Source organism: Paracoccus sp. 08 (genome assembly GCF_024105395.1).
In the GTDB taxonomy this organism is placed as follows: domain Bacteria; phylum Pseudomonadota; class Alphaproteobacteria; order Rhodobacterales; family Rhodobacteraceae; genus Paracoccus; species Paracoccus marcusii.
Genome location: NZ_WEKR01000064.1, coordinates 138,064 through 161,762, shown reverse-complemented (window position 1 = coordinate 161,762; position 23,699 = coordinate 138,064). Strand labels below are relative to the sequence as shown.

At 62.3% G+C, this 23,699-nt stretch carries 19 protein-coding genes and 2 pseudogenes; 8 read left to right on the top strand and 13 right to left on the bottom strand.

The features are described 5' to 3' along the window. Positions 1 to 12: 12 nt before the first annotated feature. Both GBO37_RS14785 and GBO37_RS14780 read right to left on the bottom strand, forming a co-directional pair. Positions 13 to 444, bottom strand: coding sequence for a hypothetical protein (locus GBO37_RS14785; RefSeq protein WP_252929825.1), 432 nt, complete (start codon positions 442 to 444; stop codon positions 13 to 15). Then, a complete protein-coding gene (locus tag GBO37_RS14780) occupies positions 396 to 1,202 on the bottom strand; it encodes an MFS transporter (protein ID WP_252929824.1) in 807 nt (268 codons plus the stop codon). The genes GBO37_RS14785 and GBO37_RS14780 overlap by 49 nt, the downstream gene beginning before the upstream one ends. A 133-nt stretch (positions 1,203 to 1,335) precedes the next feature. Here GBO37_RS14780 and GBO37_RS14775 point away from each other — a divergent pair, with 133 nt between their 5' ends. Together GBO37_RS14775 and GBO37_RS14770 are read left to right on the top strand one after the other, a co-directional pair. Then, positions 1,336 to 2,232 (top strand): LysR family transcriptional regulator, encoded by an 897-nt coding sequence (locus tag GBO37_RS14775; RefSeq protein ID WP_252929823.1) that lies wholly within the window; start codon positions 1,336 to 1,338, stop codon positions 2,230 to 2,232. A gap of 422 nt (positions 2,233 to 2,654) precedes the next feature. Next, positions 2,655 to 3,287 (top strand): tyrosine-type recombinase/integrase, encoded by a 633-nt coding sequence (locus tag GBO37_RS14770; protein ID WP_252929822.1) that lies wholly within the window; start codon positions 2,655 to 2,657, stop codon positions 3,285 to 3,287. 218 nt (positions 3,288 to 3,505) lie between these two features. Here GBO37_RS14770 and GBO37_RS14765 read toward each other — a convergent pair whose 3' ends face one another. Continuing rightward, positions 3,506 to 4,450, bottom strand: a complete 945-nt coding sequence (locus GBO37_RS14765) for a hypothetical protein (protein ID WP_252929821.1) — start codon at positions 4,448 to 4,450, stop codon at positions 3,506 to 3,508. Positions 4,451 to 5,094: 644 nt separating this feature from the next. Here GBO37_RS14765 and GBO37_RS14760 point away from each other — a divergent pair. The 4 genes and pseudogenes from GBO37_RS14760 (at position 5,095) to GBO37_RS14740 (ending at position 10,667) form a co-directional block, all read left to right on the top strand. After that, positions 5,095 to 6,306, top strand: coding sequence for an MBL fold metallo-hydrolase (locus GBO37_RS14760; RefSeq protein ID WP_252929820.1), 1,212 nt, complete (start codon positions 5,095 to 5,097; stop codon positions 6,304 to 6,306). Between the two features lie 274 nt (positions 6,307 to 6,580). After that, a protein-coding gene (locus GBO37_RS14755) for an IS3 family transposase (RefSeq protein ID WP_252929965.1) occupies positions 6,581 to 7,728 on the top strand; the annotation gives its coding sequence in 2 pieces (ribosomal slippage) (positions 6,581 to 6,842 and positions 6,842 to 7,728; 1,149 coding nt in all). A gap of 854 nt (positions 7,729 to 8,582) precedes the next feature. Continuing rightward, positions 8,583 to 8,926, top strand: a pseudogene (locus GBO37_RS14745) (transposase family protein); the annotation flags it as partial. Between the two features lie 847 nt (positions 8,927 to 9,773). Next, positions 9,774 to 10,667 (top strand): hypothetical protein, encoded by an 894-nt coding sequence (locus GBO37_RS14740; protein WP_252929819.1) that lies wholly within the window; start codon positions 9,774 to 9,776, stop codon positions 10,665 to 10,667. 517 nt (positions 10,668 to 11,184) lie between these two features. Here the strand turns inward: GBO37_RS14740 and GBO37_RS21660 are convergent. The 3 genes and pseudogenes from GBO37_RS21660 to GBO37_RS14730 all read right to left on the bottom strand — a co-directional run. Further along, positions 11,185 to 11,701: pseudogene (locus GBO37_RS21660) on the bottom strand (transposase); the annotation flags it as partial. 66 nt (positions 11,702 to 11,767) lie between these two features. Beyond that, entirely contained in the window at positions 11,768 to 12,427 is a 660-nt protein-coding gene (locus GBO37_RS14735) for a TenA family protein (RefSeq protein WP_252929818.1), read from the bottom strand. After that, the gene (locus tag GBO37_RS14730) at positions 12,424 to 13,260 is read right to left on the bottom strand and encodes a BtpA/SgcQ family protein (RefSeq protein ID WP_127899748.1); all 837 of its coding nucleotides are present in this window, start codon (positions 13,258 to 13,260) and stop codon (positions 12,424 to 12,426) included. Before GBO37_RS14730 ends, GBO37_RS14735 begins: the two co-directional genes overlap by 4 nt. A gap of 32 nt (positions 13,261 to 13,292) precedes the next feature. On the opposite strand from GBO37_RS14730, the gene GBO37_RS14725 reads away from it, so the two are divergent. Next, positions 13,293 to 14,174 (top strand): PfkB family carbohydrate kinase, encoded by an 882-nt coding sequence (locus GBO37_RS14725; protein WP_252929817.1) that lies wholly within the window; start codon positions 13,293 to 13,295, stop codon positions 14,172 to 14,174. Between the two features lie 5 nt (positions 14,175 to 14,179). On the opposite strand, the gene GBO37_RS14720 is transcribed toward GBO37_RS14725, so the two are convergent. Genes GBO37_RS14720 through GBO37_RS14695 form a run of 6 tightly spaced genes read right to left on the bottom strand, consistent with a single transcriptional unit; the run spans position 14,180 to position 19,779 of the window. Continuing rightward, positions 14,180 to 14,941 carry a glutamine amidotransferase gene (locus tag GBO37_RS14720; RefSeq protein WP_127899750.1) on the bottom strand — a complete coding sequence of 254 codons (762 nt, stop codon included), beginning with the start codon at positions 14,939 to 14,941 and terminating at the stop codon, positions 14,180 to 14,182. Between the two features lie 21 nt (positions 14,942 to 14,962). Continuing rightward, positions 14,963 to 16,027 (bottom strand): phosphotriesterase, encoded by a 1,065-nt coding sequence (locus GBO37_RS14715; protein WP_252929816.1) that lies wholly within the window; start codon positions 16,025 to 16,027, stop codon positions 14,963 to 14,965. After that, entirely contained in the window at positions 16,024 to 17,025 is a 1,002-nt protein-coding gene (locus GBO37_RS14710) for an ABC transporter permease (protein WP_252929815.1), read from the bottom strand. Before GBO37_RS14710 ends, GBO37_RS14715 begins: the two co-directional genes overlap by 4 nt. Beyond that, the gene (locus tag GBO37_RS14705) at positions 17,025 to 17,807 is read right to left on the bottom strand and encodes an ATP-binding cassette domain-containing protein (protein WP_239441407.1); all 783 of its coding nucleotides are present in this window, start codon (positions 17,805 to 17,807) and stop codon (positions 17,025 to 17,027) included. Before GBO37_RS14705 ends, GBO37_RS14710 begins: the two co-directional genes overlap by 1 nt. Further along, positions 17,804 to 18,733, bottom strand: a complete 930-nt coding sequence (locus GBO37_RS14700; RefSeq protein WP_045983816.1) for a substrate-binding domain-containing protein — start codon at positions 18,731 to 18,733, stop codon at positions 17,804 to 17,806. The genes GBO37_RS14705 and GBO37_RS14700 overlap by 4 nt, the downstream gene beginning before the upstream one ends. A gap of 2 nt (positions 18,734 to 18,735) precedes the next feature. After that, positions 18,736 to 19,779 (bottom strand): LacI family DNA-binding transcriptional regulator, encoded by a 1,044-nt coding sequence (locus GBO37_RS14695; RefSeq protein WP_256480963.1) that lies wholly within the window; start codon positions 19,777 to 19,779, stop codon positions 18,736 to 18,738. A 680-nt stretch (positions 19,780 to 20,459) separates the two neighbouring features. Between GBO37_RS14695 and GBO37_RS14690 the strand changes: the two genes are divergently transcribed. Then, the gene (locus GBO37_RS14690; protein ID WP_252929964.1) at positions 20,460 to 22,109 is read left to right on the top strand and encodes a BCCT family transporter; all 1,650 of its coding nucleotides are present in this window, start codon (positions 20,460 to 20,462) and stop codon (positions 22,107 to 22,109) included. 35 nt (positions 22,110 to 22,144) lie between these two features. On the opposite strand, the gene GBO37_RS14685 is transcribed toward GBO37_RS14690, so the two are convergent. Continuing rightward, a complete protein-coding gene (locus GBO37_RS14685) occupies positions 22,145 to 23,200 on the bottom strand; it encodes a YihY/virulence factor BrkB family protein (RefSeq protein WP_252929813.1) in 1,056 nt (351 codons plus the stop codon). Positions 23,201 to 23,699 lie beyond the last annotated feature (499 nt).

Genomic DNA, 23,699 nt, shown 5'->3' with positions numbered 1-23,699 from the left:
AAGCGAGGCGTTTCAGGATGCGGTGGTTTGGTTCGGCTTCATAAGGCCGCGGCCCGTGCCGATCAGCGCCAGTGCGGAGACAGCCAGGGCGACACTGCCGGCAAGAACCGCCTTGATGGAGATGCCATCCAGCAGCAGCCCGCCCAGCACCGCCCCCAGCATGATCGAGGCCTGGACCCCGGCGACCATCAGGCTGCCCCCGGCCTCGGGCGCGTCGTCCACGTTGCGCGCCATCCAGGTCATCCAGATCACCGACATGGCAGTGTTCATCGCACCCCAGATGGCCAGCAGGATGGCCGTGCCCACAACCGATCCGCCAAGGAACGGCAGCAGGATCGTGCAGGCGCCCATCACCAGCGCGGGCAGTTTCAACAGTGGCGCGATCCGGGGGCCGATCAGCCGGGCCGAGCCCCAGGTGCCCAGAAAGCCCGCGCCGCCCAGCACCAGCAGCAGGACCGACAGGTCGTCACATCGACCTGCGTCACCTGCTCCAGGAACGGGCGCAGATAGGTGAACATCATGAACGCCGACCCCCAGGACAACACTGCCGACAGCAGGCCGCGCGCGAAATAGGGGCGGCGCAGGACCGCCAGCAGCGAGCCGAAATCTCCGCGCTTTTCAGCGGGCAGCGACGGCAGGGCAGCAGCCAGCCACATCAGGTTCAGCGCGACGATGGGCACCAACGCCCAGAAGACCTCGCGCCATCCGAACAGGCCGCCCAGATAACTGCCCAACGGCGCGGCGAAGGCCGCCGCGATGGCCTGTCCGCCATACATTAGCGCCAGCGCGCGGGGCACATCATCCGCAGGCACCAGCCGCATGATGACCGCCGTCGCCAAGGCCCAGAACCCACCGATGCACAGCCCCAGCAGGGCGCGGCCGATGATCAGCACCGTGAAGTTCGGCGCCAGCGCGACCAGCACCAGCGACACCAGCATCAGCGCCGTGATGCCCAGCAGCACGCCCTTGCGGTTCAGCGTTCCCGCCACCGTGGTGATCAGCAGGCTGGCGATGACCGCGAACAACCCGCTGATCGAGATGGCCTGCCCGGTCTGCCCGGTGGTCGCGCCCAAGCCCTCGGCCATCGGCGTCAGCAGGCTGACCGGCATGAACTCCGACGCGATCAGCATGGCCACACACAAGGACATGGCCAGAACCGCACCCCATGCAGCACCCTGGGTGCTGGTGTCTTTCAATGTCATGTCCATGGGGTGTCCTGCGTCGGTCCGGGTTGGCAGGAACCTAGCCCCATGAGATCATCGCGATTAGCGGGCCAGTTCCGCATGGACTTATCGATGAGGTCGATTAGTCTGTGGCAAAGCCAGGCAAAGGGACATGATGCGCAAACCCGACTTCAACGACCTTGTCTGGTTCCAGGCCGTGGCCGAACTGCGCAGCTTTACCAAAGCCGCGGCCCGGATCGGCGTGGCCCAATCCACCCTTAGCCACACAATCCGGCAGCTAGAGGCGCGGATGGGCTTTCCCCTCCTGACGCGCACGACGCGCAACGTGGCCCTTACGGCAGCGGGCCAGCAGCTTCTGGACACCGTCACCCCCCGCCTTGCAGAGATCGAGGACGAGATCGCTGCATTGTCGGCCCTGCGCGACAAGCCGTCGGGGTCGCTCCGGCTGACCTTGTCCGACCATGCCTTCGATAGCGTGGTGTGGCCCAAGCTGAAGCCGATGCTGGCCGCCTATCCCGAGATCAGCGTCGAGTTCAGCCTCGACAGCAGCTTCCGCAATATCGTCGAGGAAGGTTTCGACGCCGGGGTCAGGCTGGGCGAGAGCATCGAGAAGGACATGATCGCCATACGCATCGGCGCGGACTGGCGACTGGTGGCGGTGGCCTCGCCCGATTACCTCGCCAGCCGCGGGATGCCCAGGCATCCGCAAGATCTGCTACGCCATAGCTGCATCAACATGCGCCATATCACCGCCGGTGGTCTCTACGCGTGGGAGTTTGAAAAGGACGGCCAGCCCCTGCGCGTGCGGGTGGATGGCCAGCTGACCTTCAACAACTCCTACGCGATGATCGATGCTGCCGTGGCTGGGCTGGGCATCGCTTATGTGCCCGAGAACATCGTCGCAGCGCAGTTGGAGGCAGGAACCCTTGTCCTGGCGCTGGACGAGTGGTCCCCGTTCTTTGAGGGGTATTACCTCTATTATCCAAGCCGACGTCAGAACATGCCGGTGTTCAAGGCGCTGACAGATGCGCTTAGGCACAAGGTTTGATGTGTCTACTCACATGTTTCCTGTCTGCGACGCCCAGGATGCATCTTCCTGCTCGATTGGACGTGCCCCAAACGCACTTTCACCTCATGGCGACAGGCTGGAGGTCAATTAGCCAATGTCGAAGTGACCAACTTAGAGATCCTCATAGCAACGCTGCTAAGCAGCATCTGCAAACTTTGAATGACCGCTTCGGGCTGTCTCTTGCCGCACCGGCAGTTTCTGCAGGTAGCCTGAGCGTCGGTGATGTGCTCGTGGCGTTGATACTGCCGCCGTTGCCGACAGGAGTCCTTCGCCCCCCCTTCAGTCGGTATCCTGCCGCTCCTGATGCCGGCTTGAGCGCAGACGCCGAGCCCGCGGGATGATATGCTTGCTTTGTCGACACTATCGAAGAAGGGCGGGCATGGCGGACAGGAGGTGTCATCATGTCAGTCGATCTTCTTCCCGCCGTCAGGCCTGCGCGCGTCAGTTGGAACAAGGGCCGCATTGTTGGTCAAAAGCGGCCGCTCCTGCCGCGGCACGTCTGGTCGATCCGGGTCAGGCTTGAGATGGCAGGCAATGCCCGCGATCTCGCACTGTTCAATATGGCGATCGACAGCAAGCTCCGCGGGTGCGACCTCGTGGCTTTGAAAGTCCGAGACGTTTTCGGGGCGGGGCACGTTAAGGAGCGCGCCTCGATGATCCAGAGCAAGACGGGAAAACCCGTCCGGTTCGAGATCACTGACACGACCCGTCAATCCCTGGACCGCTGGATCCGGAACCCCGAGATGATCGGGCTCGACTTCTTGTGGCCAAGCCGGATCCACGGAAGCGCGCACCTGTCGACACGGCAGTATGCCAGGATCGTCCGGGGCTGGGTCATGTCGCTTGGTCTGGAGCCGAGCGCCTACGGCACCCATTCGATGAGGCGCACCAAGGTTGCCCAGATCTACAAGAAGACTGGTAACCTGCGCGCTGTCCAGCTGCTGCTTGGCCACACTAAGATGGACAGCACGGTGCGCTATCTCGGGGTCGATATCGAGGATGCGCTGTCGCTGTCAGAGGCGATAGACCTGTAGCCATCCTATCGGCCGGGGCTTTCCGCCCCGGTCGGCCCATTGCGGACGGTCGACATACGCCAGGCGGCACAGTGCAGCTTCTCCAGACCGGACGTTGGTTCATGGCGTAAGCGACCACAAATACACCGTGTTTGTTTTGGGACTTTCAAGTCATTCGCCGCAAGCCCCACGGCCATGCGATCTAATCCCCATCCGAGAGGAAGTTGCCGCCGTCACGGCTACTTGTCAGTTCCAAGCAGTTCCCTGAGCTGTTCGACCTTTAGCCAAGGCCTAATTGTATGGATGGCCCGATGACAGTTCGGGCAGACCATTTTTAGGTCTGAAGGCTTTGTTTCCCCGCAGTGCTGAGGACTAGACAGCCACAGATCGTGGTGCGCTTCGATAATGCGGTCGCGCAGCTTTTTATCTCCAAAATACTCCTCCGGTTCGAAATCACACGCTTCGCAGAAAAGCCGCCCATGCTTGCGAATGAACCGCTTCTTAGCCTGCTCGACAACGGCCCGGCTCCGCTCGCGTGATTTGTGAAGCCTTTCAAGCAGAGGCCCTTCCAGGAAGCTTGACTCCTCCTCTTGGTCAAGGGACGAAAGCGTATCAGGAAGCAGAGCCCGCTCTTTCAGCGCGTAATATTGATCTTCAGTCAAATCGAGCGGGTAGAAACCCGGATGGGTAACCTTGTAGATATCTGACGGCATCGGGACCGGCTGCACGAGGACGTGCAGGTCCTGAGGCGCGACGGAAACCCGATAGTCGACAACCTCCTTCTTCAGCAGCTTCACAATCTGCTTGACGGATTTTCCACCATATCGAGATCCGAGGCTTTCGTCTTCGTTGAGTGCAAATAGCTCCTGAGCACGCCTTTGGAGAACCTGATCTGGCAATTCTGAGAGGCCAAAAGTTGCATTCTCAACAAAACCGATAATCATCGGAAGTGGCCTGGCATGCGTCCCGAGGACAAAATTAAAATGAGCCTTATCAAATCCGGCAGGAGTTCCTCTGAGATAAAGATGGTAGCGCCCGTCCTTCCAGACATCCTTAGCGAAATTCCAATCCTCGTGTCCTAGACCCTCCTTCCCGAGATAATCTTTTCCACCCATGCGGCCACCATGCGGCCGCTTCCAACCGAGGTCATTACCTGCCATCCGGATGTATCTGAAATTGCTCATGCCTAGTTTCCTAGCTGTTCGTTGCACTTGAGCCGCCTGACGCAATTGTCTGTCAAGAGCGAGGGGTGGTGGTGTTGGCTATACACCTTGAGGCGATCCCAGCAGCTAGAACGATTGGTTAGTTCGGGTTCTGAAGCATTCATGTTGCGACCGGCGCGTAGGAGCCGCCAGAAAGCTACGTTGCCCGCGGCCCTCTAGTATAGTTCGATGAGCAGGGGGGTTCACGTCCAGTAGTGATGGCGGACGGAACAATCTCCCACCACCGCTTCCACCTGATGGAGGACCTGCAGATGCTCACGACCCGCTACGACCTCATATGCTGGCCCAGCCTTGACGAGATCATACAGGTCTTCCGGAAAGATGCCAACTTCGCTGCCATCGGGGCAACAGACCAGTTGTCGCGGGCCGCGAGGACCGGGTAGCCCGGGTTCACGCCGAGCGACGGGACGCTCGTGTCCCTTACACGCCGCGCGTTCGATCTCGGCACATAGTATCTCTTCGACGAAACCTATGTCCAGAAGAAGCGCAAAGGACGAGAGAGGCCTAAATGAGAAAACAATCTCATTAGATTTTAAGCGACAACGATACAAGACTGCGCAAATGTCGTTACTATCCTGCATAGAGTTCGGGATCAGGGGGGGGGCATGCAGGTCAGGATGGTGCAGCACGCGGTTGGCCAGGGTGGACTGTTCAGTGGTGAACTGACGTCGCAGGGAAAGCCGCTGCGCTGGGTCTATGACTGCGGTTCGAACCAGAGGGACGCGCTACGACGGGAAATCAAGACGGTCACAGATGGTGGCGACATCGACATGTTGTTCCTGTCGCATCTTGACAGTGATCATGTCGGCGGTGTCGATGAACTTCTTAGCCAAATCAAGGTTCGCGAGGTCGTCCTCCCCTACCTCAACGAGAGTATATTACTGGCCATCATGGCACGGGATGCCTCGAGCGGCGCTTTGTCCGGCACGTTCATTGAAGCCACAAATGACTTTTCCGCGTGGTTCGGTAGCCGCGGCGTCGAGACTATCACCTTCGTAGGCGGAACTGCCGACGATGATGACGAAGACGGGCCGTTCCTGCCGTTCGATCCTAGTGACGACCGAGCTGGCGAGTGCTCTCCGAAATGGACTAGGCCGCCGGAAGCGGCGACCGAGTTGGTTCTCGATCCTATTCTGCATGGTTTGTCCGAGCGCGTCGCGATTATGCAAGCGCCGCCCGGCGCTGCCGTGCAATTGATGACACCGAAGGGTGCGCTCAACTGGGCACTGATACCCTACGTCCATCTACCGTCCGCAAAGCAGATGCGCGCGTTCGAGCAGGCGCTAGAGAATGCGTTCGGCACACCGCTCGATAAGAGGGCCATCGTCGCGAATGCCAAAAATTCCAGCGTTCGGGACAAATTGCGCGACTGCTATGACTCGCTGTGGCTGGACCACAATCTGATCACGATGACGCTCTATTGCGGTCCCGTAATCGCGCACCGCGGTGATGTGTCGCTTTCGAGCTTCCGTTACCATCCCCGCTGGAGGCATGAAGCCGGCGGCTGGATGCTGACCGGCGACGCCCATCTCGACGGCTTGCGGCGGCGCCAGCGCTTCTTAAACTACTACCGGCGTGTCACGCCGCTCACAAATGTGCTGATGCTTCCACATCATGGTGCGATCAACAATCACAGCGACCTGGTTCTAGATGCAATGCCCAACTTAATCGTCGGCTATGCTGCCGCAGGCCCGAATAGCTATGGTCATCCTCATAAGGACGTAAAGGATGCGGTCAACGGCCTCCCGCGGGCGCAGTTTCACCGAGTTTCCAAGCACTGCTCCCACCGGCTTAAGATAACCGTCGACGTTCCCTGAGCAACCGCCCCGGGGGGCTTAAGCTGCCTTGCATCAACCCGCGCACTCCTTTTTGGCCGACTAAGACACTCTCGCACGGAAAGCGCAAATTGATCGGCGGACGCGTTACCGAACTCTCGAGCGCGTAGAGATCTGCAGATCATTCATCGGAGCTCGGTTGCGCCCGGACTTACCATACCGCTCACGCTGCTCTGCGCTTAGTTCGGCGTTCTGAGCTGCTGCCGGTTTCGTGGACACGAAGATAAGATCGCGACCAAGGAACTGGAGAGTGGATATGACGAGACGAAAGTTCAGCCGTGAGTTCAAGACAGAGGCCGTGAGGCTGGTAACCGATCGGGGCGTAGCGGTGTCACAGGCCGCACGCGACCTCGACCTGTCCGAGAGTGTGCTGCGCCGCTGGATGAGGGAATTGAGCGCAGCCCCGGCTGCTGCATTTCCCGGGAATGAGCAGATGCGTGCCGATCTGGCCGAGATCGCCGCCCTGAAGAAAGAGGTCGTCCGGCTCCGGGCGGAGCGTGACATCCTCAAGAAGGCGACAGCTTTTTTCGCGCGCGAGGCGACATGAGGTTCGCCTTCATTGCCAAGCACCGGCACATTTGGCCGGTCAGTTGGCTCTGCGAGGCGCTGGAGGTTTCGCGCTCCGGCTTCCACGCTTGGATCAACCRCCCGACCAGCACCCGCGAGATCCATGATGCCAGGCTCGTCATGGCGATCGAGACGAGCTTCAAAGCCAGTGATCGAACCTATGGCGCGCGTCGCGTGTGGCGCGATCTTTTGGAAGAAGGACTGGCCTGTGGCCTGCACAGGATCGAGCGGCTGATGCGCTGCAACGCTTTCAGGGCACGGCCCCGGCGCCGTGGCAAGCCCAAGGACGATGGCGATCGCTCGGTCATTGCGGACAACATCCTGGATCGGGATTTCCAGGCAGATCGGCCAAACCAGAAGTGGCTGGCCGATTTCACATACATCTGGACTGCCGAGGGCTGGCTGTATGTCGCAGTCGTTCTCGACCTGTTTTCCCGCCGCGCGGTCGGTTGGTCCATGAAGGCAGATCGCGATGCGTCACTGGTCATGGATGCCCTGATGATGGCGGTCTGGCGCCGAGGGAAGGCTGACGCGCTCCTTCATCATTCCGACCAGGGATCCCAGTACACGAGCGAGCAGTTTCAGCGCCTGCTGGCGGACAACGGTATCACATGCTCAATGAGCAGAGCGGGCAATGTCTGGGACAACTCGGCGATGGAAAGTTTCTTCTCAACGCTGAAAACTGAACGCACCGCCCGAAAAGTGTATCGGACCCGAAATGAAGCCCGCGCCGATATCTTCGACTACATCGAACGCTTCTACAACCCGCGGCGGCGCCATTCGAAACTGGGCTATCTCAGCCCCATGGAGTTCGAGGCCCGCGCTATGCTAGCTTAACCTGCTGCCCACAAAACCGGTAGCAGCTCATCGCACCAACTTAACTCGTTACGATCGATGAAGATTATGCAGTTCAAAAAGCGCCATTCGTCGACCCTTGGCTTCCCGTGGCTCTCGGGAAAAAGCAGCTTCAGCCGCTCTATCTGCGCGTCGTTGTTCATTTCCACTACCCTCAGTTCGGGATCTTGAACCACGCAAATCGCGAAACCTCACCCAGACCAATAGGTTCTGACCCTAAATCAATGAAACAAAAAGGCTCGGCTGATGGATACGCTTTACTGCATGGCACCCATTCAACAATTTCTTCAATTTTACTTACGCAGGGTGCGCTGGATATGCACTCATGAATAGATAATGGCGTGTCGCATCGTAAAGTACGATATACCCCTGCTACTCAAAACCATATAATAATGATTATGACTCAAAATGAGGTGGTTTCGACCATTGCCTAGCACTACATTGCATCAGGATAACTCGTGCAGAATGCGTTCATCAAGACTTTCAACGGGCCGTTGCGAGACGAGTTTCTGTTCTCTGCCCTGACCAATGCCTGAGCCCAGATCATCGCCTAGAAAGAGGATTACAACCACCAAAGACTTCATCAGGCTCCTAGAAACATCCCACCATGAGAGTTTGCCGTGAAGATCAGACTGAAAGTGATGCCTACCTAGGCCCGAAAAGCATGCTCTTCCCCCTAGAAGCTGGGCCGTTCGAAGCTAGAGTTTTTGGCTAGCATTCCCTGGCTGGGAGAGGAGGTGCGAACGATGAAGGCATCGAGGTTCATGCAAGCGCAAGACAGGCGTTTGTCCTAAAGCAGGGTAAGGAAGGCACGCCGGTGGCCAAGGTTTGCCGCAAGGCCGGGATCAGCCAAGCGGCGTGTGAAAGCCAAACTGCGTGACGACCGTGCGGAAGCCGTTGGGCCGAACAATGTCTGGGACATGGACTTTGTCCATGACTAGCTGGCCTTAGGCAAGAAGCTGCGGATCCTGACCATCGTCAAAACCCATTCCCATTATTGCCCGGCGACGGACGTGCGCTAAACCTCTCGCGGCGAGGATGTGGTCCCGACCCTGGACCGGGTCTGTGCCCAGATCGGCTACCCCAGGACAATCGGGTCGACAATGGCAGCGAGTTCATCTTGCGCAACCTCGACCTGTGGGCTTGTGCCAACGAGGTTATTCTGGACGCCTCACGACCTGTGGAAGCGCCCCGCTACCGATGGTATGCCGTTGGAAGCCCTGCCACACCGGATCACGGGGGAGCTGCTGCTGGCCTAGCGGTATAAGGTTCTGGCCGATACCGCATCGGAACCCTGCTGATAAGCTATACCACCGAAGCGTTGATCAACTGGTCGCGGTCTCGCGATTTCTTCGTGCTGGACGACAGCGGACTGTCCCGGGGTGGCTTTTCATTGAAATAGCACAAGGCATACCGTTTCCTGCGGATCGATGAAGGCCGCTACTCGGTCGAGTAGCATGACGGCGAAAAGCAGGATGGCGAGCCTGTACAGCCGACCGCCCGCGGTAGGGCGGGCGTCACGGACATTCCGCTGGCGGTCATGGGACCGCAGGATCTGTCCGTATCACCTCAAGTGCCACCGCTGACCAGTGGAGCCCGCGCCGCGCTGACCGGCTGGACGCAGACTATCCGCACCAGCTTTACGTTAAGAGCAAAAAGAGGCTGGTCATCATCAACGGCGACGCGCCTGCAGATGTCTGCGCCGGGGTCGTCATCAGCTTCACCGCAAGCGGGAAGATCATGCACACGATGCCAAGTATGTCGGTCCGACGTGAACGGGCATCTAAGCGCATCAAACTGCGATCCTAGACGAGAGAAAAAACGCCGCGTCGGCGGCAGTATCAGCTATGGGACCTATCATGAGAGCCTACAGCACAAAAAAGTCCCACGGCAGAGCGGACCTGAGCAAGAATTTGCGCTCATCGCTCACAGAAGGGCCGGTGGGAACGACGGCATCTACTCTTTGACTATTGGCTTTCTTAACATTTTAGTAACTAGCCGTGAAGTACCATTAACAGCCCAAAATCATGAGGAGACTGCTGGAAATGACAAAAAGGTCGCTTATCGCATCGACCATGCTGTTCGCAGCTATTTCAAAAGGAGCTTTTGCAGAAGTTTCCTTGTCGGGCATCCTGACGGATGTTGAGGATGGGAACAGGTTCTTCACACGGCTTGGGGGTGAGGCTCAGGAAAATCTAACGCTCACTGGTCTTATAGAGGGCGTAGACTATGTACTGACAACCGCGCTGATTGATGCAGTTTCCGAAGAGGAGGTTGATAGTGCTGAGACTACTTTTACAGCCGAAAGCACAGAAATGGACCTGTCAGTTAATCTGTTGGTTCCCCGCAACGAGGGTGACCTAAATATTGACTATATCACCCGTAATACACTGCGCACCGTAGATGTTAAAGCTGCCTTGATCGATGTAAAGGGTGAAGCTGCCGATCCGGCCCGTGGCATTCAAGTGCATTCGATTCAACGTATGAATGTTATTTCGGTAGCGGATGCGTCGGACGGAAACGACCGTCTTCACAGCGACGGTGGTAAGGTCGAGGTAACGGTTGGATACGAAAATATGGTCGAAGGCTACAATTACACCATCTGGGGCCAGATGCTTACACCATCGGGTCAAAGCCGAGGCATCTTTGCGTCAATTGCGAAATTTGTACCGACCACTAAAGCAGGCGAACTCTCTCTAGTGTTTGACATTCCGCTTGGCCTCGATGGTACAAGTGTGACGCCAAGCGTGGGCATTTATCATCAGAACCGTATTGAGATCCGTGAAGATGGAAATCTCATCTGGCTGCTTGATGCTCCGAAACCGGTGATGATTGCCTCAGATACCGACCTGGACGACAGAGCTCTGATGATTGAGATCGGTGTGCCGTTTGGTGAGCACGACTACGCAGCGGACAACTAGCTATCAGCTGTAGCACTATCCCAAACACGAGTTGCACCAACCAAATCGTTCCGCAATTTTTTAGCAGCCTCCTAAGGCAGCTTTTTAATACGTGAAAGGCAGGCTTAATTGAAAGGAGTGAGCTGATTGCTCTCAAAACCGTTCTTAATAACCTAGACAACATTTTAGACACTCTTTGACCGTGTCAAGAAAATATAAAGACCACCAACTGAGGAACCAATAGTAATTTATGGGAAACGGGATGGACCGACGCCGGAGTTTCGGCGTGAAGTGGTGCGGCTGGCACTGAACAGTAGCCGGATGCGGCGGGAGATAGCGGAGAATCTGGGCATCCGGTTATAGACGCCGACGGGCGGGCTGCGCCGCCGCGACAATGCAGGCCGATCAGGACGTGATACCCGATCGCGCGATGGGGTCGGGCTTTGTTGTCGTGCCCACGCCAAGTCTTCAGGCTTTCCTGCGCATCCGCATGGCTCATGAGAATGCCATTGCTGCGCCACCGGTCCGAGCGACAATGGCGATAGCCGCAGCGCACCTGCGTTTCGCAGATTTCCCGGATCCTCAGGTCCAGTGCGGCCTGCCCGGTTTGGCGGGACTTGTCGTGGTAGCGCGACAGTTCAAGCGCAAAGTCTCACATGCCCGGCGGATCGAGACGGCCCAGTCTACCAACATCCCGTCGACGAGTTTCCGGGTACGGGCAGTATGAGCCAGCCGGCGCGACCGGTTTAAGCAAGCTGGCGAACGAGCTTTCGACGAATGACGTGCCTCACAACATCTCCCGGTCGAGGGTCAGGTTGGCAACGATCTTCTTGAGCCTTGTGTTCTCATTCGGCGCGGCGCTCGGACCCATGGCGCGTGCGCATCATTCCAGCGCCTCTCATCCGGCAGCGGAATGCCATGCCGTTTCTACCAGTTGAAATGGGTCGCCTGGCTGATCCCGGCCTTGCGGCAAACCTGGGCTACCGGCGTGCCTTCCTTATCTTGCTTCAGGACAAACGCCTGTGTTGCGCCTCTATGAACATCAATGCCTTTATAGTTCGCGCCTCCTCTCCCAGCCAGGGAATGCTAGCCAAAAACTCCAGATTCGAACGGCCCTGCTTCTAGGGGGAGGAGCAACTCGCAACGTCGTAAGCCGCAGCGTGAAACGCGAACTCAAGCCGCTGCACCTTGCCGAACAGGGTCAACAGTTCGGCGGAACGGGCTTCTGAAAGATCACGCCCAAAGGCATCCACCTTCTCCTTCAGCCATTGTGCTTGGGCGCGAAACTCCGGTGCCGCATGAAGGGCGATCCAGTCCTGACGCATGGGGTCGCTCAGCGCGGCGTCTCGATGCGCAGTGCACCATGTCCAGTACATCCACTCGGCGGCGAACATCGCGGTGATGATGTCGGCGAAATCGCCATCGCGGGCGATGGCCAGCATGCCGTCGCGGAACCCCGCCACACGCGGGTCGGCCTGCAGGGCCGGATCCGAAGCAAGTCCGCGGCGCGCATAGGCGTCGCGGAAATAGTCCATCTGCCCATGGGCCAGTGCATCCAGCGACGCAATCAGCTTGCGTCGGTCCTGCAGGTCGCCGGCCTTGGCGACCGCATAACCGAAGATCGCGATGGCAGTTTCGACGAACGCCCCCTCGATCAGCAGATAGCGGTCGAAGGCCGCGTCCGGCAGGGTGTCGGCCGCCAGATCGCGGACGAAGGGATGGGTGACCATCGCGTCGAACGCCGCGGCCTCCTCGGTCAGCATCCGCTCGGACAGGGTCACAGCCCCGCCTCGGCGGCGGCGACGAAGCGGCGGACACGTTCCGGCTCGACGGGATTCCACCAGACACCGCCCTCCTTCAGCGACGACGCCACGATCACGCCATTGGTCCGGCCCAGGATGGCCACGATATTGTCCTCGGTCACGCCCGAGCCGACTAGCAGCGGCAGATGCGTCGCCCCGCCGATCTCGTCGATCTCGTCCATGCTGGCGCTGTCGCCGGTGCGCTGGCCGGTGGCGATGATGCAGTCGCTGTCGAAAAAGCCCAGGTCGCGCGTCAGTTCGGGGATGGACCGGTCCGCCACGATGGCGTGGCTGCCGTGCTTTACATGCGCGTCGGTGAAGATGCGGACATGTTCGGCGCGCAGCAGCGACCTGTAGCGCAGCGCCTCTGCCGCGCGCCCCTCCATGAAGCCCTCGTTCGCGACATAGGCATTGGCCCATTGGTTCACGCGGATGAAATCGGCGCCCCCTGCCACGGCGGTTGCCAGCGCCGGAAGCGGGGCGTTCGCCAGCACGTTGATGCCGATGGGCAGGCCGAAGGCGCGCTTGATGCGGTCGGTCACGACGGACAGGAAGGCCGGGGTCTCGGGGCCGATGTCGTCGGGCTTGGAAAAGGGAATGTCGCCGTGATTTTCGACGATCAACCCGTGCATTCCCCCTTGCACCAGACGTTCCGCATCGCGCATGCAGATGTCGTAGATGTCGTCCATCGACGCACCGCGATACCGCGGCGCACCGGGAAAGGCAGGGCAATGAATCATTCCGATCAAGGCCTTGTCTCGTTCGAAGATGTCGCGGATGGCCCCTGCGGGTCGGTCGGAAATCAGTGTCATGGGTTGACCTTTCAAGAAAGCGGAGAGTGGTGATGAAGGCATTCGTGATCGGGAACGCGGCGCTGGACGAGACCGTGTCGGTCGACGACTTTCCCAGACCGGGTGCCTCGATCTTCGGGCAGGCGCTGTCGCAGGATCTGGGCGGCAAGGGGGTCAATCAGGCGGTTGCGATGGCCCGGACCGGGCTGGCATGTCACCTGATCGCCGCGGTGGGCCAGGACGCCCGCGGGCGCGAGATCGCGGCGCGCCTGGCGGCCGAGCCGGTGATGGCGCAGCTGATCGCCCTGCCCGGCGTGGCGACCGACAATTCGATCATCCTGATGGCCGGTCATGGTGAAAATGCCGTGATCACCACGCGTGCCGCGGCAGGAGCCATGACCCCGGACCACGCCATCGCCGCATTGGAAAAGGCCGCACCGGGCGATCTGCTGGTCCTGCAGGGCAATCTGGGTGCGGCGACGACCGGCGCGGCATTGCGCGCGGCCCGAGCGCGCGGGATGCGCACCGCGCTGAACCCCTCGCCCATGCAGGATTACGTGGCCGAACTGTGGCCTCTGGTCGATTGCGCCTTCGTCAACGAGGACGAGGCCGCGATGCTGGGGGGTGACGCGGCGCTGCTGGCGCAGGGCGTTGCCGAGGTCGTGCTGACGCTTGGGGCGCGCGGCGCGGCCCTTGTCCGTCCCGGCGCACGGATCGACGCGCCGGCATCCCCCTGCGTGGTCGTGGACACCACCGGGGCGGGCGACTGCTTCATGGCGGTGGCGCTGGCCTCGGCCGCGCTGCGGGGCGCACCCCTGGACGCGCGCGCGCTGCGCCATGCGGCCATCGCGGCGGCCTGGACGGTGGGACGCGCGGGCACCGTCAGCGCCTTTCCAGACACAGGCGCGATGCGCGCGATCCTGGCGGGCGACTGATCGGGTCACCGCGCGACCAGCCAACCGAACAGGTTCTTCCACAACGTGCCATAGCCCGGCCAATCGCAGAATTCGGGCGACAGCCAGTGCGGCCCCACATCAGACGTCCAGGCCGCCGTGCGCCCCTGCCCGTGCTGGCCCAGGACCAGCAGCGGATGGCCGCCCTGATCAAGGGGCAGGCGCGCCACGACGGTCGCGCCGTCGCGGACCATCACCTCGTTCACGCCCAGGATCGGCGGCCAGGCGGCGGGCATCTCCGCCATCACCGGATGGTCGGGCAGCAGGATGTCGGCCTGCGCACCTTCGGGGATCTCGACGCGGTCGTCCCAAGGGTGGCAGGTGACGGGCAGCGTGTCCTCGACCGCGGTGCCCCGCCAGCGCGCCCGACCGTCGATGCCCTGGAACGAGAAATACCCCCCGATCATCAGCAGGTTGCCCCCCTGCGCCACCCACTCCTTCAGCAGCCGCAGCCGGTTCGGCACGGTCCTGGACCGCAGCCAGACATCGGGCGGCAGCAGGAAGGTGTTCGCGCCGATGTCCGACAGGATGATGATATCATAGGGCGCCAGCCCCTCCATCGCGAAGGGGAACCCTTCGGCAGCGTCATGGGCGGTCATGTAGTCGATCTGGAAATCGCTGTCCTTCATCGCCTCCAGCAGGGGCGTCGCCCCGGTATGGAACCGGACCGAGCCGAACTGGTCAAAGCCCTTATAATGCGTTTCCGAGGTGGTCCAGCTTTCGCCCACCAGAAGCACGCGGGTTGTCATGGGTCGTTCCTTTCGCGAATGTCAGAAGGTGGCGTCGAAGACGCGGCGCGGGTTGGTCACCATCAGCCGGTCGCAGTCGGAGGCCGACAGGCCGTGTCGCATCAGGCGCGGCAGGAAATGGCGGGTCACGAATGCGTAGCCGTTGCCGCCATAGCGGGTCAGCATCATCTTGATGAACACGTCCTGCGACAGCAGGATGCGGTCCAGGAACCCCTGTTCGGCCAGGCTCAGGATGGCGCGGGCCACCTGGTCGTCCGACGGGCACTGCACCCCCTGATCGGCATAGAAGAAATCCATCCCGATCATGTCGAATTCGACAAAGGCCCCCCGCTGCGCCAGCGTCGCCTGATAGACCGGATCGTCATGCGAGGGGTTCATGTGGCACAGCACCGTGTGGCGCAGATCCCCGCCCTCGGATTCGACGACGTCCAGCACCCGGTGTCCAAGCCGGAACCAGCCCGGCAGATGCACCATCAGCGGCAGCCCGGTGCGCGCCTGCGCCCGCGCCGCGCCGCGGAGCGACTTCTCCTCCTCGGGCGTGAAATCGGACGACACGCCGATCTCTCCGATCAGGCCGATGCGGGCATCCGTGCCGTCGGTGCCGGTCAGTGCCTCGGCCACGATCTGGTCGGCGATGGCGTTAATGGACAGGCGCGCCACCGTGTCGGGCATGGAGCTGGCCAGGTAATAGCCCGCGCCCATCACGATGTTCAGCTCGGTCTCTGCCGCGATCCGGCGCAGGGTCGCGGGGTCGCGCCCGATGCCGCGGCAGGTCGGGTCCACCACGCTGCGCCCGCCCGCGGCGGTGAAGGCGCGCAGTTCTGCGATCGCTAGGTCGGGGTCGTCCAGCGCGATGTTGTGGCGGTTCACAAAGGGGTCCTGGCGCAGTTCGGACAAGATCTCGATGCCGACAGGGCTGTCGGCGAGATATTGCCGCGCCGGGTCCGTGGGCGCGTTCCACCAGCAGCGACAGTCGTTCTGCAGATGCTCGTGCATCAGCGTGTGGCCCAGATCGGCCGAGGGGATCGGGCCAGTGACGGTCATCACCCGGCCCGACCGGACATGGCAGGGGGACAGCTCGCTCATCCGCGCGCCCTCCCGAAGCGGAAGCCCCGGTCGAACAGCTTGGTGTTCAGCCAGATGGCGACCAGGATGATCGCGCCCGTCACGATCTGCGTGAAGAACGGAGAGATGTGCAACAGGATCAGCCCGTTGCCGATCACCGCGATGGTTATGGTGCCCAGGACGGTGCCCAACATCGAGGCCTTGCCGCCCATCAGCGACGTCCCGCCCAGCACCACCGCCGCGATCACCTGCAGCTCGAACCCCTGCGCCGCGTTCGACGACCCGGAGCCGAGCCGCGCGGCAATCAGCATCCCCGCCACGGCGGAGGCCAGCCCCGCCACCACATAGACCGAGGCCAGCACGCGTTTCGCGGGCATGCCCACGCGGCGCGCGGCCTCCATGTTGGATCCGACCGCGATAACCTGGCGGCCATATTGCGTGCGCAGCATCACGACAAAGCCCAGGCCCGCGATCAGCAAGGCGATCAGCGCAGGCACCGGAAAGCCCGCCAGCGTGCCGCGCCCCAGCCAGAAGAAACCCGGCACGTCGGTGATGGGGATCGAATAGCCCTCGGTCAGGTACAGCGCAAAGCCGCGCAGGATCGACAGACCCGCCAGTGTCACGATGAAGGCCGGGATGCCCTGGTACGAGATGAACCACCCCTGCACCGCGCCGACCCCCGCGCCCAAGGCCAGCATCAGTAGCACGACGACCGGCCAAGGCAGGCCCGCGCCGATGGCGATGGCGCAGACCGCGTTGACCAGTGCCACCTGCGATCCGACCGACAGGTCGATCCCGGCGGTGGTGATGACCATGGTCATGGCGACTGCCACGATCAGGATCGGTGCCGCCTGACGAAGGATGTTCAGCAGGTTGCCCGCGCTGAGAAAGGTCGAACTGGCCATCCCGAAGATGGCCATGCACAGCAGAAAGAACATCGCGATGGACAGGACCTGCGCATGTTCGCCCACGAAATCGGCCAGGGGCGACCCGGCCTTGCGTTCGGTATAGACAGCCATCAATGGCCTCCCTTGCCGACGATCAGGTCGACCAGTTCCTGAAGGTTCGTGTCGGGGGTCAGGCGTTCGGCGACCTTGGTGCCCTCGTACATGACGGCGATGCGGTCGCAGACGCGGAACAGGTCCTGCATCCGGTGCGTGACCAGCACCACCGCGACGCCGCGCGCCTTGACCCGGTTGATCAGGGCCAGCACGGCCTCGACCTCGGCCACGGCCAGGGCCGAGGTCGGCTCGTCCATGATCAGCACCTTGGGATCGAAGCTGGCGGCGCGTGCGATGGCGATGGCCTGGCGCTGACCGCCCGACAGCTTCTCCACCTTGGCGGTCAGGCGCGGGATGCGAATCTCCAGCGCCGCCAGCATGCGTTCGGCCTCGGCCAGCATGCGCGGCTGGTCCAGGAACGGGCCACGCTTCAGCTCGCGGCCCAGGAACAGGTTTCCGACGACATCGACGTGATCGCACAGCGACAGGTCCTGATAGACCATCTCGATCTTCTGCGCGCGCGCCTCGGACGGCGTGGAAAAGCGCACGGGCCTGCCGTCCAGCAGGATCTGCCCGCCATCCGGGACATAGGTGCCCGACATCACCTTGGACAGCGTGGACTTGCCGGCGGCATTGTCGCCGATCAGCCCAAGGCATTCGCCGGCGCGGATGTCCAGGTCCACCCCGCGCAGCGCCTGGTGCGACCCGAATGTCTTGGTGATGCCCTGCAGGGACAGGATCGCGGGGTGACCTGCAGGGGGATGATCCCCCTGCCTGAACTGATGGACCGCTGCGATCACTGGAACGCGGCCCGATAGGGTTCGACGTTCTCCTGCGTGACGATGGTAACGGGGACCGAGATCACCGGCTCGACCGTGCCGCCATCCGCCAGCGTGCCAAGCGCGGTCACGGCCGCCGCGCCCATGCCCGCCGGGTCCTGCTGGATCACCGCCTTGACATAGCCCGCATCGATCCCGGCAATCGCCTGTGCGGTCAGGTCCCAGCCATAGACGGCGATGTCGGCCTGCCGTCCCTGGCTTTCCACGGCTGCCACCGCGCCAAGCAGTGCGGGCTCTCCCGTCGCATAGATGGCGGTCAGGTCGGGGTTGGCGGTCATCAGGTTCTCGGCCGCCCCCAGGGCGGTGTCTTGCACGTTCTGGCCGTCCACCGTGCCCGCGATGCTGACCTTGGCGCTGTCCAGGGCACCCGTGAACCCGTCCATGCGCACGTTCTGGATGAACGAGTTCAGCGCGCCCACAATGCCCAAGGTGGACCCTTCGGGCAGCGCGTCGTTGACCACGGCCGCCAGGTCGGCGCCGGCCTGGGCGTTGTCCACGCCGATCTGGGCCGATTGCGGCCCTTCGGGCAGGATGGCGTCGATGGCCACGACCGGGATGCCGGCATCGACGGCCTGCTGGACCGCGGGCATGATGCCGTTCACGTCGATGGCCACGACGGCGATGCCGTCCACGCCCTCCTGGATATACGTCTCGATCGCGCTGTTCTGCGCCGCGGGATCGTTGTTCGCGTTGAAGATCAGCAGTTCGGCACCCGCGGCATCGGCGGCCTCCTGCGCGCCGCGGTTCATGTCGTTGAAGAACAGCGCCTGCTGGTTGATCTGGACCAGCGCAAAGGTCTTGCCGTCCTGCGCCAGCGCGGGCAGGGCCGCAGCGATCAGGCCGGTCGTCATCATCGCACCCAGGGTGCGGCGGGTCAGGGTCGTCATGGTCATTCCTCGCTGTTGGGGTTGCGGTGGAAGGGGCGGACCGGCGGCGCAACAGAGTTCCGCTCGATCAGCGTGACATCCAGCAGCACCTCTGACGGGTGATTGGCCAGATCGGCATTGTCCGTCGCCAGCAGCAGCTTCAGCGCGTGCTGGCCCAGGTCGCGGACAGGCTGACGCACCGCGGTCACGGCGGGTGCGAAAAGATGCAGCGGCCCCACGTCGTCGAACCCGACGACCGAGACCTCATGCGGAATGGGAATGCCGGCCTCTGCCAGAACCTCGTACAGGCCGATCAGCAGTTCGTCGGACGTGGCAAAGATGGCCGTCGGACGGGATGCCGGGTCCCGCGCGACGAAGGCCCGGCCGGCCGCGCGTCCGGCAGAGACGGTGTAAAGCCCGCTGATCCGGTCGATCGCATGATCCGGCCCCGACACCTCCGCGATCCCGGCAGAAAAGCCCTCGAAGCGGCGGGCGCCGCTGACCATCTCGTCGACGCCGCCGACGAACAGCACGTGCCGATGGCCCTGTTGCGCCAGATGACGCCCGGCCAGCCAGCCGCCGCGACGGTTGTCGCAGAAGATCTTGGGGGCGGTCGTGCCCACGACATCCTCGTCCACGACCACGCAGCGAGGAAGGTGGTTGATCTTCTGGGCCAGCCTGTCGGTGCCGGCATGGTTGGTGACGAAGATCAGCCCGTCGGCATGGCCGGTCCGCACCAGGTCAAGATAGGAGAGTTCGCGTTCCGGAGAGTTCAGCGTCGCATAAAGCGCCAGTGCCAACCCCATGTCGCTTGCTTCGGCCTCGACGGCGCCTACCAGCGCGGCAAAGAACGGGCTGGAGATGTCGGGAACGATCAGGGCGATCGTGTCCGACCGCCCGAGGCTCAGGCGCCGCGCATGGGGATTGGGCGTATAGTTCAGCGTGCGGATCGCCGCATCGATCAGGGACGCGGTCCGTTCGGGCAGTTCCAGAGAGCCGTTCAGATAGCGTGACACCGTCGCCTTGGAGACGCCAGCCGCTGTCGCAACATCCTGAAGATTGGCCAAGCGAGTTCCCCAAAAGCTTATAAAGCGGTTTAGTAAACTGGTTTATAAACCGACGATGCCGTGGTGATTTCAGTCTGTAAAGATAATTATGAAGGGTCGGCACATGTCGCCGGTTTTTTCAGCAGCACCCGATGTGCAAGTCGATCGTCGCTATCCTGCACGCCCTGTCCGGTACATGTCCTTGTTGCGATGCAACATTCCGGCGATGCCGTGTGCCGGGAACCGCCCGTGCGATCTTTGAGTGCACCTGAGGGTGACGGGCGCCATCCGTTGGACTGCGTGCTTTCGAACTTGGTCAGGCTCATGCGGTGCGCGTTGCGGGATGACGCCAGGCCGAAAATGGTGGTCATGCACTAGATCGGGCGCCCTGTCCGCGTCAGACGCACCCGATCTGCGTCACGACGACAACACCTCCGTTCCGCATCGAGAGACTGCAAGGTAACCTTGTCATCCCCGTCATGCGCAAGGTGTTACCACATGTCGCACTCCACCCTGAGGCAATCGGGTCCTTAAAGGATCGCCACCCCACGTTGCCGCACAGGCGATGGAGCAAATCTCATTCGATCCGGGAAATCCCCAAGGAATTCCGCACCGCGCACCATGCGCCTGCGCAGATTTCTCAGGAACGATGCGCCCGCGTAACGCTTGACCCCAGTATTTCAAGACCAAGAGGGCAAAGCATAAAAAGACTGGCACAGCATCTGGGCCTGCGGGTCGATCCCACGATCTTCTTCATATCCGCAGGCCTCAGCCTGATCTTCGTCGTCCTGCTGGTGGCGATGCCCGGTCCCATCGGGGCCGCGTTTTCCGTCAGCCGGGCCTGGATCGTGACCAACCTGGGCTGGTTCTTCATCCTTGCGGTGAACGTCTGGCTGGGCTTTCTGATCTATGCGGCGATGTCGCGCCACGGGCATATCCGTCTTGGGCCGCGCAACTCTCGGCCCGAATACTCCAACCTCTCGTGGTTCACGATGCTGTTCGCGGGCGGCATCGGCACGGTGCTGATGTTCTGGGGCGTGGCAGAGCCGATCAGCCATTATCAGTCGCCGCCCTTGCCGGGGGTCGAACCCTTCACCCTGGTCGCGGCTCAGGATGCCATCGCGATATCGCTCTATCACCTTGCGCTGCATACCTGGACGATCTTTGCCCTGCCCGGGCTGGCCTTCGCCTATTTCATTAACCGCTATGACCTGCCCGTCAGGGTCAGTTCCGTCTTCTACCCGCTGCTGCGCGAGGGGATCTATGGCCCCGTGGGCAAGACGATCGACATCGTCTCCATCCTGGGCACGCTGTTCGGGGTCGCGGTCTCGCTCGGCCTAGGCTCGTCGCAGGTCGCGGCGGGACTGTCGGCGCTGTTCGGCTGGTCGAACGACACCGGGTTGCGCCTTGCGATCCTGGGCAGCCTGACGATCGTCGCCACGATCTCGATCGTCGCCGGCCTGGACAAGGGGGTGAAGCTGCTGTCGAACGTCAACATCGGCATGGCCGTGGGCCTGATGCTGTTCGTGCTGGTGACCGGATCGACCCTGTTTCTTCTGCGCGGCGTCGTCGAGACGATCGGCCTGTACCTGTCCAACCTGCCACGCCTGGCCTTCTGGAACGACATGCTGCATGGCGGCGGGATGGATACCGGCGAATGGGGCTGGCAGGGCGACTGGACGGTGTTCTACTGGGCCTGGACGGTCACCTGGTCGCCCTTCATCGGCCTGTTCGTGGCGCGGATCTCCCGCGGGCGCACGGTCCGTGAATTCGTCTTCGGCGTCCTGCTGGCGCCGTCGCTGTTCACCGTCATCTGGTTCGCGATCTTCGGCTGGCAGGCGATGGCCATCGACGGACTGGGAGAGGCGGCGCGTGCCGCGATGGGCCCCGCCGCGGGCAGCATCAGCAACGCCGTCAGCGAATCCGTCCCGCTGGCGATGTTCGCCTTCTTTGCGGAACTGCCCTGGGCACCGCTGATGCAGGGGCTGGCCGTGCTGGTCGTGGCGATCTTCTTTGCCACCTCGTCGGATTCGGCGTCGCTGGTCGTGGACATGCTGTGCACGGGAACGGCGGAACCCGGACCCGTCCGCCAGCGCGTCTTCTGGGGCCTGGCCGAAGGCGCCATCGCCGGAACGCTGATCCTGCTGGCAGGAGAGGCCGGGCTGACGGCCCTGCAGGAGGTGATCACGGTCGTCGGGCTGCCGATCTTCCTGCTGGTTTCGATGATGATCCCGGCCCTGATCCGCGGATTCGCCGCAGAGGAGATCGACCACATCACGATCGGCAAGCGTCCCGCACTGAGCGAGTTCGACCCCGCCGCCACCGACGAGGCTGACGCCCCGGCCAGGTGACGGGTCGCCCCGTCCCCCGGCCGAACGCCCGCGGCTCAGTCGCGGGCGTTCGCCTTGCGCAGCCGCCACAGGCTGGCGCCCAGCACGATGATCGCCATGACGGCATCCGATTTGGGCGTCGGCGCATCCGTCGCGTCACGACCCGTCCCGGACAGGCCGATGGCCTTCTGGCCCGACGACGTGGCGGGCGTCCCGTGACCGGGCGGCGGGGTGTCGGCCTTGACGGCATCGCGCTGGCCCATCGGTTCGGGGGCACCCGTGGTCGTGTCCTCGGAGGTCTGCTGTTCGATCTCGGCGTTCAGCTCCGCTCCGGCCAGCACGATGAAGGCCGACAGCCACATCCAGGTCAGCAGCATGATGACCCCGCCCAACGTCCCGTACGTCTCGGTATAGTCGTCGAAGTTCTGGACATAGAGCGAGAACGCCGCCGTGCCCAGGATCCACAGGACCGTGGCCGCCACGGCACCGACGCTGACCCACCGCCACTTGGGATCGGCGCGCGACGGACCAAAGCGATAGATCGCCGCCAGCCCGATCATGGTCAGCACCGCCATCAGCGGCCATTTCAGCCATTCGGCGGCGGTCTCCAGCGTCGGTGACAGCGGCAGGAAGGCGATGACCGACGGCAGCACGATCAGCAGTGCGATCGCGACCGCCAGGCCCAGGATGGCGCATACCGTGATCAGAAGCGCGCTGAGATACAGCTTGATGAAGCCGCGCCCCTCCTCTTCGTCATAGGCGATGTTCAGCCCCTCCATCAGGGTCATGACGCCCTTCATGGCGCCATAGATCGCGATGGCCAGACCAAAGGCCGCGACCAAGCCGGTCGCCGTCTCATCGCCGCTGGTGACCTTCAGGACCTGTTCCTGCAGCACCGCCCCGGCGCTTTCCGGGATCAGGGCCATGACCGTGTCCAGCTGGCTGGCGATGTCGGCGGGGTCCAGCACCAGACCCGCGATCGAGATCAGCGCGGCAAGGGCCGGGAACACCGACAGCAGCGCATAGAACGCGATGCCCGCCGACACGACCGAAATGTGGTCGCTGGCGATCTCGGTCTTCACGCGAACAAGGATCTGCTTCCATTCCACCATGGAAAATCGTGTCGGAGAGGCTGTCCCCTTCTGGTCTGTCGAAAGGGTCGTCTTGGTACGGGGCACGTGGTTCTCCAGCGCTGTAATGGGCAGGGTCGGCAGGTCCGCAAGCTCACGAATCTGTCATCTGTGCAGACGTAAGGCGATCACCGCGACCGGGGTTCCTTGCGCAATCGATGCCCTGCCCGACCGTTGCCCTGTCGCACCGTTCCGCCGCCGCCGACGATCGGACATAAACGGGTGACCTGTGTCTGCCCGGCCTGTCCTCGACTGCTGTCACGACCGGGGAGGGTGCCGCTGCCGGGCCGTGGGTGACGTGACCTGCCGTCGGGGGCGATGAGGCAAAGGGCTGGAACATTCACGCCATCCCCTTGTTGGACCCCTGCTCGATCACGGGCCCAGAACACAAGGAAAGGCCCGCCCATGCATCGTCGTCCCGACACGCCACCCCTCGTTCCCGGCACCGCGCGCAGGTCGCGGAACCACGCCTGATGCGCCG

Bases quoted from the DNA above. Each gene is read 5' to 3' on its own strand.
- GBO37_RS14765 (WP_252929821.1), bottom strand. From the start codon at position 4,450: ATGAGCAATTTCAGATACATCCGGATGGCAGGTAATGACCTCGGTTGG.
- GBO37_RS14715 (WP_252929816.1), bottom strand. From the start codon at position 16,027: ATGAGCGAGCTGTCCCCCTGCCATGTCCGGTCGGGCCGGGTGATGACC.
- GBO37_RS14720 (WP_127899750.1), bottom strand. From the start codon at position 14,941: ATGACAACCCGCGTGCTTCTGGTGGGCGAAAGCTGGACCACCTCGGAA.
- GBO37_RS14770 (WP_252929822.1), top strand. From the start codon at position 2,655: ATGTCAGTCGATCTTCTTCCCGCCGTCAGGCCTGCGCGCGTCAGTTGG.
- GBO37_RS14730 (WP_127899748.1), bottom strand. From the start codon at position 13,260: ATGACACTGATTTCCGACCGACCCGCAGGGGCCATCCGCGACATCTTC.
- GBO37_RS14685 (WP_252929813.1), bottom strand. From the start codon at position 23,200: ATGGTGGAATGGAAGCAGATCCTTGTTCGCGTGAAGACCGAGATCGCC.
- GBO37_RS14780 (WP_252929824.1), bottom strand. From the start codon at position 1,202: ATGACATTGAAAGACACCAGCACCCAGGGTGCTGCATGGGGTGCGGTT.
- GBO37_RS14700 (WP_045983816.1), bottom strand. From the start codon at position 18,733: ATGACGACCCTGACCCGCCGCACCCTGGGTGCGATGATGACGACCGGC.
- GBO37_RS14775 (WP_252929823.1), top strand. From the start codon at position 1,336: ATGATGCGCAAACCCGACTTCAACGACCTTGTCTGGTTCCAGGCCGTG.
- GBO37_RS14740 (WP_252929819.1), top strand. From the start codon at position 9,774: ATGAGGAGACTGCTGGAAATGACAAAAAGGTCGCTTATCGCATCGACC.
- GBO37_RS14725 (WP_252929817.1), top strand. From the start codon at position 13,293: ATGAAGGCATTCGTGATCGGGAACGCGGCGCTGGACGAGACCGTGTCG.
- GBO37_RS14760 (WP_252929820.1), top strand. From the start codon at position 5,095: ATGCAGGTCAGGATGGTGCAGCACGCGGTTGGCCAGGGTGGACTGTTC.
- GBO37_RS14710 (WP_252929815.1), bottom strand. From the start codon at position 17,025: ATGGCTGTCTATACCGAACGCAAGGCCGGGTCGCCCCTGGCCGATTTC.